A 12,143-nucleotide genomic window follows, 5' to 3' on the forward strand; every position below is an offset into this window, starting at 1 on the left:
CTTATGCTGTTAATTCTTCAACCATTGGTTCTTCAGTTTCTAAACGTTTTAAGGCACGTTTATATTCAATAGGCATTACTTTTACAAAGTTAGCTAAACTGTTTTCCCAATCTTTTAATAATTCTTTACCTCTGTTACTGTTTGTGTATAATACGTGTTTTTCAATTAGAGCTTTTAATTCAGCAGCTTCTTCTTTTTCTATTTGTTCAAACTCAATAGTTTCAGTATTACACAATCCGTTTGTGAATTTATCTTCAGGATCATATACATATCCTATTCCACCGCTCATACCTGCAGCAAAGTTTCTTCCTGTTTTACCAAGAACTACCACTTTACCACCTGTCATGTATTCACAACAGTGATCTCCAACTCCTTCAACAACTGCTGTTGCTCCTGAGTTTCTTACAGCAAAACGTTCACCTGCAATACCGTTAATGTAAGCTTCACCTTTTACAGCTCCAAATAAACAAACGTTTCCAATAATTATATTTTCTTCAGCAATAAAATCTGCTTTAGCTGGTTTTTTAACAATTAATTTAGCTCCAGATAATCCTTTACCTAAATAATCGTTGGTATTTCCTTCAACAGTAAATGTTAATCCAGGCGCACCAAATGCTCCAAAACTTTGTCCGGCTGATCCGGTGAAATTTATATTTAATGTATCTTCTGGAAGCCCTAAATGACCATAAATTTTAGAAATTTCGTTACTTGTAATTGCTCCTGTAGAACGATCGATATTACAAATAGGATATTCTAAAGATGTTTTCTCTTTTCTGTAGATAGCTCTGTGAGAATCTTTCAGAATTTGAAAATCTAATACATTCTCTAAATCGTGATCTTGTTTTTCTGTATTTTTCAAAGGCATTTTACTGTAACCAACTGGTCTGTGTAAAATTGAAGATAAATCTAACCCTTTTGCTTTGTAATGTTTAATGGCTTTGTTTGAATCAATTTTTTGAGTTTGACCAACCATTTCAGCCATTGTACGGAAACCTAATTGTGCCATAATACCTCTTAATTCTTGTGCTACATAGTAGAAGAAGTTAATTACGTGTTCAGGTGTTCCTTTAAAGTTTTTACGAAGTTCTTTGTCTTGAGTTGCAATACCTACTGGACACGTATTTAAATGACATTTACGCATCATAATACATCCTGAAGCTACTAAAGGAGCGGTTGCAAAACCAAATTCCTCAGCACCTAATAAAGCTGCAATAGCAACATCACGTCCTGTTTTTAACTGTCCATCACATTCTACAACAATTCTAGAACGTAAATCGTTCATTACTAATGTTTGTTGTGCTTCCGCTAAACCAAGTTCCCAAGGTAAACCTGCGTGTTTTAGCGATGTTAATGGAGAAGCTCCTGTTCCACCATCATAACCAGCAATTAGTACAACATCAGCTTTTGCTTTTGAAACTCCGGCAGCAATTGTACCTACACCAACTTCTGAAACTAATTTTACATTAATTCGCGCTTCTCTATTAGCATTTTTTAAATCGAAAATTAGCTGTGCTAAATCTTCAATAGAGTAAATATCGTGATGTGGAGGTGGAGAAATTAACCCTACAAATGGAGTTGAATTTCTTGCTTCTGCAATCCAAGGTAAAACTTTTTCACCAGGCAATTGTCCTCCTTCACCAGGTTTAGCACCTTGTGCCATTTTAATTTGAATTTCTTCAGCATTTGATAAATAATGTGAAGTTACCCCAAAACGACCAGAAGCTACTTGTTTAATAGCTGAGTTTCGGCTATCTCCATTCATATCTTTTTGAAAACGTCTTCTATCTTCACCACCTTCACCTGAATTGGATTTTCCTCCAATACGGTTCATTGCAATGGCTAAGTTTTCGTGTGCTTCTCTTGAAATAGATCCGTATGACATTGCTCCGGTTTTGAAACGTTTTACAATATCTGTCCACGGTTCAACTTCATCAATAGGAATTGGATCAAAGTTGTTAAACTCAAACAATCCTCTAATAGTCATTAAACGTTCAGATTGTTCGTTTACTGTTTTTGAGTAAACATCATAACTAGCTTGATCACTTAACCTTACAGCTTGTTGTAATTTTGCAACTGTTGTTGGGTTAAACATATGTCTTTCACCACCACGTCTCCAACGGTAATGACCTCCAATATTTAAACCTAATCTATTTTTTATTTGTGTTTTAGGATATGCGTAATTGTACCTTGCTGAAATTTCTTTTTCAATTTCATATAAACCTACACCTTCAATTCTAGAAGCGGTGTAAGGGAAATATTTTTCAACAAATTTAGAGTTGAAACCAACAATTTCAAAAATTTGAGAACCTCTGTACGAGTGTAATGTAGAGATTCCAATTTTATTCATAATTTTTAATAAACCAGTTCCAATAGCTTTGTTAAAATTGTCTACTGCTTTTTGTTCGTCCATGCCAGTTATAAATCCTTCTTTTACTTGTAAACGAATAATTTCATTTACCATATACGGATTAATAGCACTTGCTCCATAACCAAATAATGTTGCAAATTGGTGTGGTTCACGTGGTTCTGCAGATTCTATTATAATATCAAAATAAGAACGTTTACGCATTCTATTCATTTGATGATTTACGTAAGAACAAGCTAATAATGCAGGTATTGGCGCCATTTTTTCATTTGCACCTCTATCTGATAAAATAATAATATTATTTCTTTTGTCAACTGCTTTTGAAACTTGCGTTATAATGTTTTCTAAGGCATCTTCTAAACCATTAACACCTCTTTCTTTTTTATAAAGCATTTGAATGGTAATGGCTTTAAAGTCTCTACCAATTTTAATGTTTCTAATTTTTTCTAAATCGTTGTTAGAAATAACAGGATTTTGAATTCTTAGTTTTTTACATTGTCTTTGCGTAATGCTAAAAATATTACGGTCTTTTCCTAATGCTAAACTAATATCTGTTACAATTTCTTCTCTAATTCCATCTAACGGCGGATTTGTTACTTGTGCAAATAATTGCTTAAAGTAATTTGAGATTAATTGTGGACGGTCTGATAATACTGCTAAAGGTGTATCAATTCCCATAGAACCTAAGGCTTCTTTTCCTTTTTGGGCCATTGGTGTAATTACCTCTTGAATATCTTCTATTGTATAGTTGTATAAACGTGAACGAGTTTTAATGTCTAAAGTTTCAATAGGACAATCTTCGTTGTTGTTTTCTACATCTTTTAAGTGAATTCTTGTTTCGTCTAACCAAGCTTTATATGGTCTTTCGTTAACAATTTTATCTTTTATTTCTTCGTCATTAATAATTCTTCCTTCATTCATATCAACCAAGAACATTTTTCCTGGCTCTAATCTTCCGTGTTTTTCTACATCTTCAGGAGCAATATCTACTACACCTATTTCTGAAGACATAATTAATTTACCACTTTTAGTTACGGTATATCTTGAAGGTCTAAGTCCGTTACGATCTAACAAAGCACCAATGTAGTCACCATCAGTAAAAGGAACTGATGCTGGTCCATCCCAAGCTTCCATTAAACAAGCATTGTATTCGTAAAATGCTTTACGCTCAGGAGACATAGTTTTGTGTTTTTCCCAAGCTTCAGGAATTAACATCATCATTACTTCAGGAAGAGATCTTCCTGTTAATGACAATAATTCTACCACCATATCCATAGAGGCTGAATCAGATTTACCAGGTAAAATAATAGGGAATAGTTTATCTATATCATCACCAAATAAATCACTTTTCATGATTTCTTCACGAACACGCATTCTACTAACGTTACCTCTTAACGTGTTTATTTCTCCATTTTGACACATATATCTAAATGGTTGAGCTAACTCCCAAGAAGGCATTGTATTTGTTGAGAAACGTTGGTGAACCAATGCTAATCTAGTTACTAAATCTGGTTGTTGTAAATCAATAAAATATGGCCCAATATCTTCAGGCATAATAATACCTTTATATATTAAGGTAGTGTTTGATAAACTTGAAACATAAAAATATGATGCTTCAGACATTTTAGAGGCAGCAATAGTATGCTCGGTAATTTTACGCGCAGCATATAATTTAGCCTTAAAATTTAAATCTTTTTTAATTTTTCCTTTACTAATAAAAACTTGTTCTATAGTAGGTTCTGAGTCTAATGCAATTTGACCTAGTTGAGAAGAATCTACAGGAACTGTTCTCCAACCTAATATTGTTAATCCTTGGTTTTTAATTTCTTTTTCAAATTCTTCCTTACAGTATCTGTATTGATTTGCGTTTTTAGGGAAAAACACCATACCAACTGCGTAGTCTCTTTGTGCAGGTAATTCAAATTCACAAACTCTTAAAAAATATTCATGAGGAATATCAATTAAAAGACCTGCTCCATCACCAGTTTTTCCATCAGAACTTACACCACCACGATGTTCTAGCTTTACTAAAATTTCTAAAGCATCATGAATAATTTGGTTCGTTTTCTGTCCTTTTAAATTGCAAATGAAACCTGCTCCACAGTTTTCATGCTCAAATTCTGGCAAGTATAATCCTTGTTTTATCATATGGAAGTTTAATTATTATCGAATAGGCACAAAAATAGGTAAAAAAATATTTATTATCTTATGCAGTTACGAAAACGTTGTAATTGTGTTAATAAAATTTTATGACTGTTGAAAATATTTTAATCGTAGTATTTTCCAGATTTATTGATTTTTCTTCAATAGAAAAAAAGCGAATTACATCAGATATTTCAATAATATTCTTACAGAAACTATTCCAATTAAAATTGCGGTAGCTTTTTTTAGCTTTACTGGAGAAATAAGTTTTACGCTAATTCTTGTGCCTATTTGACCTCCAAAAAAAACGGTACACATTAATATAATTGTAATAGTTGGTTCAATAGAAAAATTTGGATTTAGGTATTGTCCCAGTAAACCTGCAATAGAATTAATTAATATAAAAAAGCTTGAAGTAGCTGCTATTTTTTTTGGTGTTTCCCAGTTAGTTAAATGTAATAATGGCGCTAAAAAAATACCACCGCCAATACCTACCATACCAGAGATAAAGCCAATAAAACCACCATATGACGCATCTTTGCTTATTGATTTTTTAAGATCAATATCTTTGCTCTTTTTTTGAATATATTCTGATGTCCACATTAAAAATGCAGCTGCAAGTAAGGTTATTCCAAGTAAAATATAGAAAAATGTTTGTGTTATTTTTAAGTAACCTCCAATAAAGGCTAATGGAAGACTTGTTGCAACTAAAGGAATAATTTTTTTCCAATTTAGTAATTTGTTTTTTGCATAAATAAATGTGCTTCCTGAAACTACAACTATATTACATAGTAATGCAATAGCTCTAATTTGTGTAAAAACTAATGAGCTTAATGCTAAAACAGCTAAGTAGCTTGAGCCTCCGCCAAAGCCAACCGAAGAATACAAAATAGCAATAAAAAAAAAGAGCAGTACTATTTCCCAATTCATAAATAAGGTATCTAAAAATAATTTGAATGTGCTCATAGGTGTTTTTTGCGTTTTACAAATATAGAAATGTTCATCAAATGAAGCGCTACTTGTGTGAAAAATGGAATTCCTAACCTGTAGTACTTAAATTGATATTTATATGTTTTTGTGCTTTTGTTTATTTCTATTTTCTGTTCATATTGCGAGGTTTAAAAAAAAGCAGTTTTTTTGCTAAAGTATTTTATCACATAACCAAACAATAATATATTATGAAAAAAATAAAATTACTTTTTTTTAGTATCTTTTTATTATCATTTCAATTTAGTTTTTCTCAAGCTTCTCCAGATTATAATGGTGGATTTAAAATTAAATTTAATGAAGATGGAAGTAAGTATTTGAGAATTTTATCTTGGGGACAATTTCAAGCAACTTACAATGATAATGTTCCTGATAATACAAGTAATTTAAGCTTTAATGTGCGAAGAGCTCGTGTTTTAATGTTTTCTCAAATTACAAAGAAGTTTTTATTGTTAACTCATTTTGGATTAAATAGTGTAAATAGCTCAACCTTAGACCCAGTTGGAAAAGGTGATGGGGCACAATTATTTATGCATGATGTTTGGGGACAGTGGAGCTTAACTGATGCGCATGCTGTTGGTGCAGGTTTGCATTATTGGAATGGTATTTCAAGATTAAACAATCAAAGTACTTTAAACTTGTTAACGTTAGATAGTAATAGACAATCTTGGGCAACCATTGGTTTGTCTGATCAGTTTGCACGTCATTTAGGTGTTTATTTTAAAGGGAAATTTGGGAAGTTTAAATACCAAGTAGCCATAAATGATGCCATAACAAATGGCTTAGATACTCGTACTCCTGAAAATGGTGGTGCTGCAGTTTATGGTGGAAAAAGAATATTAGGCTCTAAAGATGCTGGTTTTGCGTATGCTGGGTATTTTGAATATAATATTTTAGATGCCGAATCTAATTTTTTACCTTATAAAGTTGGTACTTATTTAGGAACAAAAACTATTTTTAATATTGGAGCAGGTTTTTTTACACATCCTAGCGGATCGGTAAAAGCAACGCAAACAGGTGATTTAATTGGTGAAAATGTTTCAATTTTTGCTGTTGATGCATTTTATGACGCTCCTTTAAGTGATAATGGAAGTGCAATTACCGCATATGCTACTTTCCAGTCAAACAATTACGGAGAAGATTATTTATATAGCGCATACGGAACCGGAAATATGTTTTATACTCATGTTGGTTATTTGCTTCCTGGAGCTGTTGAAAAATCAAGATTTCAACCTTATCTTTCTTATGGAAGCAATAGTTACGATGCTGTAAGCAATAATAGAAATATTTTTGGAGCAGGTGCAAACCTTTATTTAAGTGGTAATAATTCAAAATTAACACTAGAATATAAAAATCAAAAATTTGTAGGTGATGCAACAGGAACAGTAACTTTACAAGCAATGATTTACTTATAATAGTTATACAATTTTAATTACAAATTTAGATTGTAATTTGTTTGAATTAGATTATTCAAATTCACTCCATGATTTTTTTTAAACCTTGCTATTAGTTTTAAAAATAATTGTGCTGTTAATAAGGCATCTCCTGATGCTGTGTGTCGGTCATGCATTTTTATAGAATAGATTTCGCACAATTCATCAAGCGTAAATATTTTTTTAAAATCAGTAGGGCAAAATATTTTTTTATAAATGTAATTGGTGTCTAGTTGTTTAGATATTAATGGACCAACATTTAACCGTTCTAATGCACGGTTTATCATGGTTACGTCAAAATTAGTGTGATGTGCAACAATTACCGCGTCATCTAAATACGCTAAAAATTGTATCAAGGCTTCTTGTTCAGTTACTTTTACTTCTTTTCCATTTTTTCTAATTCCATGAATTTTTACAGTTTCTTTATTAAAAACATCTTGTTGAATGTAAATTTCAAAAGAATCAGAAACTAATATGCTGTTTGCTTTTATTGCAACTGCACCTATACAAAGTATTCTATCATTTTCATAATCAAAACCTGTGGTTTCAGTATCTAAAGCAACAAATCGTATGTCATTTAATGATGCATATTTTTTACAATTCTCAACTTTTGAAATGTAATTTTTCCAGAATTCTGGTTTTTTTTTCTTTTTAAAAAAATGAAGCATTTTATGGAATTTGAGAAACGTTGAAACGTAATTTTAATGATTCTTGAATGTTTTTAATGGGTTTAAAACAACTTTTTAGTTTCAACCTGTCAGCTTTACTTAGGTTATTAATATCTACAAATTTACCATTATCGTTATTTGTTAAACCTTGTGAGGTTCTAAATTGCAATAAAATTTTAAATGCATTGGCACAAGATTCAAAAACATCACTATTTTGAGGTTCAATTTCCATTAATTTTTCATAGCGTTCAATAGTATTATTAGCACTTATGTTATGAAGTAAAGAAAAAATTCTGGCAGCATCAACTAAAGGTCGTATTGCTCTATTTTTAATGTTGAATTGGTCTTTGTTTTCCCCATCTGCTTCCACTAAAAATTGTTTAAAAAAGCCTAAAGGTGCAGGGTTCTCTATTGTAACTTTACTTAAAAACCCTAAGAATACTTGTTTCTTTTGAATGTATTTAAAAACAGCTTTTGTCATTTTATCATATAATTTCTGATCGCCATAAATATATTCAAAATCAAAAAAGATAATACTGTTTAAAATTTTATCTGAAGTAGGATGCTTTATCCAGTCTTTAAATTGATGTTTCCACTCGTTAACAGATAAACACCATTTTGGATTGCTTGCCATAATGTTGGCTGGGCAATATTCAAAACCTACAATATGCAATTTTTGAGTTACTTTAGAAGCTAATTCTAAAAAGTACTTTTTAGTTTCGGCCAATTGCTCTTCAGGAACATTTTCAAAAACCAAAGCATTGTCTTGGTCAGTCATTAATAATTGTTCCTTTCTACCTTGGCTACCTAAAGCGAGCCAGGTATATGAAACTGGAGATTCGGTTCCTATTTCTTTAATTGATAAGCGAATGGCTCTTTTTGTAATGGCTGTATTAATTTCTGAAATAACTTTGGTAACAAAATAAATTGGAATTTCTTGATCTATGTATCCTTTTGTTAGTTCAGAAGCTTTTGTTCTTATGTATTTTAAAGTCTCAGCGTCTTTGGCAAGTTTTATTTGTTTGGTAAGTAAAAATGGATTGTTTCCTTGAATTAAATTTAAATCATGCTCAGCTAAAATACCTACTAGCTCTGTATTTGTTGTTCCGTCTTTTGTTATACATAAATGTGAAACTTTATGTTTTAACCTGGCAATTTGTGCTTCAGCAACAGTTATATTTTCAGGAAAAGTAATAACCGGGCTGGTCATAATTGCTTCAACAGGATCTGTAATTTTAAATAAACCTGTTCCAATTTTAGTTCTAATATCCTTGTCTGTCATTATTCCTACAGGTAAGTTATTTTCTGTAACAACTATAGAATTAATAATGTTTTTGGTCATTACTTTTGCTGCAAACTGAATGGTAGTTTTTGGTGAGCAAGTAATTGGATTTTGTGTGTATTTTGCTGTTTGCGTTTCGGTAAAATTGTTTTCAATTTTTGAAATAGCATTAATATTTGCAAAAAGTTTTCCTTTGTGTTTATCAGCAAACGGATCTCTTGTATTGGTAGCAAAACTTGCAATTAAAAATTGACTTACTGTTGGGAAGTTTAAAATAATGTCATTAAACAATTGAATTGGTATTCCGTAAATTATTGATTCTTCGTTGGCTGCTGCTCCCATCAAATAATTTTCCTTCATAATCAATGGTCGCAACCCAAATAAATCTCCTTCATCACAAATATCAACTATGTATTTTTTGTCTTCACCAAACCGGTAAAGTCTAATAGCTCCTTCATAAACAATGTAAAAATGTTTGTGCGGATTGTCATTCTGATCAAAAATAATTTGATCTTTTTCAAAATATTTAATTTCAATATTTTTCGCAATATCCATCAAGGTTCCTTTTGGTAATAGATTAAAAGGAGGGAAGTCTTTTAAGAAATCTAAAATACGTTCTGCAATAGTATTTTTCATGAAATAAATTATTTGTTGTTGTAGTTTTTTATGTGTTCAAAAACAAAAGGATAATAATTATCGGTTCTTGGAACAAAATCTTTTGTTGTCACTTTTTCAATTAAGTTGTTTAAATGAATAGATTTTAGTGCTGCAACTTCTTCTTTTTGAATTTTTAAAGAATTTACATTAAAAGTTACTTCGCATACATATATATAATGAAGCTCATTATCAATAAAATTAGCGTGGTGTTGTACGGTTTTTTTTGAAGTTCCTATAAAATGTAATTGTTCTTTTAAAAGTACCATTCCAATTTCTTCTTCAACTTCACGTAAAGCTGAAGTTAAAGGTTGTTCACCTGCGGAAATATGGCCTGCAACAGAAATATCCCATAAATTTGGGAAGGTATCTTTATTTGCAGCTCTTTTTTGAATTAATACGTTTTTATCTTTGTCAAAAATCCAAATATGAGCGCTTGCATGATAAAAACCTTTTTTATGTGCTTCTGATTTTAAGCAAGTTTTGCCCGTTGGAACACCTTCTTCATTTAATATATCAATATATTCATCCATAGTGTGCTAATGAAAAAGACAGCTTTCGCTGCCTTTAACTATTATTTAAAGTAACTAAAAGTTTCTCCGTCTTCAATTTTTAGCAATGTTTCGTAAATTAACTTAATTACATTTTCAACATCATCTTTATGTACCATTTCAACAGTTGTATGCATGTAACGTAAAGCTAAAGATATTAATGCTGAAGGTACTCCGCCATTGCTATAAGCAAAAGCGTCGGTATCTGTACCAGTAGCTCTTGAAGAAGCGTTTCTTTGAAATGGAATTTTATTTTCTTCAGCAGTATCAACAATTAAATCGCGCAAATTGTTTTGTACAGCAGGTGCGTAGCTAATAACTGGGCCATCTCCACTTTTTGTTTCTCCTTCTTTTATTTTATTAATCATAGGTGTAGTAGTGTCATGGCAAACATCAGTAACAATGGCAACATTTGGCTTAATGGTTTGTGTAATCATTTCTGCACCACGCAATCCAATTTCTTCTTGTACACTATTTGTAATGTATAAACCAAAAGGCAGTGTTTTTTTATTTTCTTTTAGCAAGCGAGCTACTTCAGCAATCATAAAACCACCAATTCTATTATCAATTGCTCTACAAACAAAATTATTTTTATTTAATACAAAAAACTCATCAGGGTAGGTAATTACACAACCTACGTGAACACCTAATTTCTCAACTTCTTCTTTGGTTGTACAACCAACATCAATAAATATATTGTCTAATTTTGGAGTTTCTTCTTTTCCTCCAATTCGTGTATGTATTGCTGGCCAACCAAAAACACCTTTTACAATGCCTTTTTTAGTGTGAATATTTACCACTTTTGAAGGTGCTATTTGGTGATCACTTCCTCCATTTCTAATAACATATATTAATCCTTCAGGTGTTATATAGTTTACATACCAAGAAATTTCATCTGCATGTCCTTCAATAACAACTTTAAACTTAGCATTGGGATTTATAACTCCTACAGCTGAGCCATAGCTATCTGTAATAAACGTGTCAACGTATGGTTTTAAATATTCCATCCAAATTTTCTGACCTTCACTTTCATATCCAGTAGGCGAGGCGTTATTTAAGTACTTTTCTAAAAAAGTCATGGACTTTTTATTCAATATAGTTTTGCTCATGATATATGTAATGTTTTAAAAAACGAATATACTAAATTGTAGTGTATACAAACAATTAAAAAAAATGGTTTTATTTAGGTGGTATAAGTTGTAAATTTGATCCGCTTATAGAAGTTGTTAATTTATATGAAGAGTTTTTCGAAAATAAGTATTGTACTATTTGTGTTTTTGAATAGTTGTTTTGTTTTTTCTCAGGAAGAAATAAAAGATTCTATTCCAATAACTGAGCGCTATATTATTTTTGAAGGTGATACGTTGTTAATTGAGTTAGATGAGGTTTTATTACTAAAGAAACTTAAGTTTGAAACAAGTTATAATCGCAGGTATTATTTTTGGTTTAGAAAAAAGGTGTTAAAGGCATATCCGTATGCTAAAATTGCTTCAGAAAGGTTAGATACTTTAAACGTAAGGTTAGAAGGTATAAGGTCAAAACATAAAAAAAAGAAATATACGAAGCAAGTTCAAAAGTATATGGAAGAAGAGTTTACAGAGCAATTAAAAAAACTTACAAGAACTGAAGGGCGCGTATTAATAAAGTTATTGCATAGACAAACTGGTATTGTAACGTTTGATTTGGTAAAGGATTACCGTTCTGGTTGGAAAGCTTTTTGGTACAATACAACAGCGCATATGTTCAATTTATCGTTAAAGGATGGTTATTCACCAGTTGATAATGCAGAAGATTTTTTAATAGAAGACATTTTACAGCGCGCATTTGTAGAAGGTATTTTAGATGAGCAACCCTCCAAGTTACCAATAGACTATATGGAGTTGAGTACAAAAGAGCTCAAATTTCCTTTACCAAAGCCAAAGAAACATTAATTTTCTGTCAAAGAAATTGTTCAGAATAAATAAATCATGTATTTTAATAGTCCGTCTCAATTTAAAACTTCTATTTTTCAAAAAAAATAAATTTGTAACATACGGGTTTACAGGTTTGTATGGATTTTAG

General features: G+C 31.1%; 8 protein-coding genes. 2 read left to right on the plus strand and 6 right to left on the minus strand.

Going from position 1 to position 12,143, the window contains the following annotated elements; genetic code table 11:
- Nucleotide 1: 1 nt before the first annotated feature.
- The gene (gene gltB / locus ACFQ5N_RS01110; RefSeq protein ID WP_386807007.1) at nt 2–4,513 is read right to left on the minus strand and encodes a glutamate synthase large subunit; all 4,512 of its coding nucleotides are present in this window, start codon (nt 4,511–4,513) and stop codon (nt 2–4) included.
- Nucleotides 4,514–4,687: 174 nt separating this feature from the next.
- Nucleotides 4,688–5,473, minus strand: a complete 786-nt coding sequence (locus ACFQ5N_RS01115; protein WP_386807008.1) for a sulfite exporter TauE/SafE family protein — start codon at nt 5,471–5,473, stop codon at nt 4,688–4,690.
- A 212-nt stretch (nt 5,474–5,685) separates the two neighbouring features.
- On the opposite strand from ACFQ5N_RS01115, the gene ACFQ5N_RS01120 reads away from it, so the two are divergent.
- Entirely contained in the window at nt 5,686–6,909 is a 1,224-nt protein-coding gene (locus tag ACFQ5N_RS01120; RefSeq protein WP_386807009.1) for a hypothetical protein, read from the plus strand.
- A gap of 17 nt (nt 6,910–6,926) precedes the next feature.
- On the opposite strand, the gene ACFQ5N_RS01125 is transcribed toward ACFQ5N_RS01120, so the two are convergent.
- From ACFQ5N_RS01125 to ACFQ5N_RS01140, 4 genes are read right to left on the minus strand one after another with little or no spacing between them, the layout of a single operon-like run.
- Nucleotides 6,927–7,595, minus strand: coding sequence for a 3'-5' exonuclease (locus ACFQ5N_RS01125; RefSeq protein ID WP_386807010.1), 669 nt, complete (start codon nt 7,593–7,595; stop codon nt 6,927–6,929).
- 1 nt (nt 7,596) lies between these two features.
- Complete coding sequence (locus ACFQ5N_RS01130) at nt 7,597–9,513, minus strand: DUF294 nucleotidyltransferase-like domain-containing protein (RefSeq protein WP_386807011.1); 1,917 nt, start codon at nt 9,511–9,513, stop codon at nt 7,597–7,599.
- 8 nt (nt 9,514–9,521) lie between these two features.
- Nucleotides 9,522–10,064, minus strand: a complete 543-nt coding sequence (locus ACFQ5N_RS01135; RefSeq protein ID WP_386807012.1) for an NUDIX hydrolase — start codon at nt 10,062–10,064, stop codon at nt 9,522–9,524.
- A gap of 41 nt (nt 10,065–10,105) precedes the next feature.
- Nucleotides 10,106–11,191 carry a M42 family metallopeptidase gene (locus tag ACFQ5N_RS01140; RefSeq protein ID WP_449284333.1) on the minus strand — a complete coding sequence of 362 codons (1,086 nt, stop codon included), beginning with the start codon at nt 11,189–11,191 and terminating at the stop codon, nt 10,106–10,108.
- A gap of 126 nt (nt 11,192–11,317) precedes the next feature.
- Here ACFQ5N_RS01140 and ACFQ5N_RS01145 point away from each other — a divergent pair, with 126 nt between their 5' ends.
- Complete coding sequence (locus ACFQ5N_RS01145; RefSeq protein ID WP_386807013.1) at nt 11,318–12,013, plus strand: DUF4294 domain-containing protein; 696 nt, start codon at nt 11,318–11,320, stop codon at nt 12,011–12,013.
- The last annotated feature ends 130 nt before the right edge of the window (nt 12,014–12,143 follow it).

Source organism: Lutibacter holmesii, from assembly GCF_042679665.1.
In the GTDB taxonomy this organism is placed as follows: Bacteria; Bacteroidota; Bacteroidia; order Flavobacteriales; family Flavobacteriaceae; genus Lutibacter; species Lutibacter holmesii.

Excerpts from the sequence above, each read along its gene's own strand:
- ACFQ5N_RS01140 (WP_449284333.1), bottom strand. The coding sequence starts at position 11,191 with ATGAGCAAAACTATATTGAATAAAAAGTCCATGACTTTTTTAGAAAAG.
- ACFQ5N_RS01125 (WP_386807010.1), bottom strand. The coding sequence starts at position 7,595 with ATGCTTCATTTTTTTAAAAAGAAAAAAAAACCAGAATTCTGGAAAAAT.
- ACFQ5N_RS01120 (WP_386807009.1), top strand. The coding sequence starts at position 5,686 with ATGAAAAAAATAAAATTACTTTTTTTTAGTATCTTTTTATTATCATTT.
- gltB (WP_386807007.1), bottom strand. The coding sequence starts at position 4,513 with ATGATAAAACAAGGATTATACTTGCCAGAATTTGAGCATGAAAACTGT.
- ACFQ5N_RS01135 (WP_386807012.1), bottom strand. The coding sequence starts at position 10,064 with ATGGATGAATATATTGATATATTAAATGAAGAAGGTGTTCCAACGGGC.
- ACFQ5N_RS01115 (WP_386807008.1), bottom strand. The coding sequence starts at position 5,473 with ATGAGCACATTCAAATTATTTTTAGATACCTTATTTATGAATTGGGAA.
- ACFQ5N_RS01145 (WP_386807013.1), top strand. The coding sequence starts at position 11,318 with ATGAAGAGTTTTTCGAAAATAAGTATTGTACTATTTGTGTTTTTGAAT.
- ACFQ5N_RS01130 (WP_386807011.1), bottom strand. The coding sequence starts at position 9,513 with ATGAAAAATACTATTGCAGAACGTATTTTAGATTTCTTAAAAGACTTC.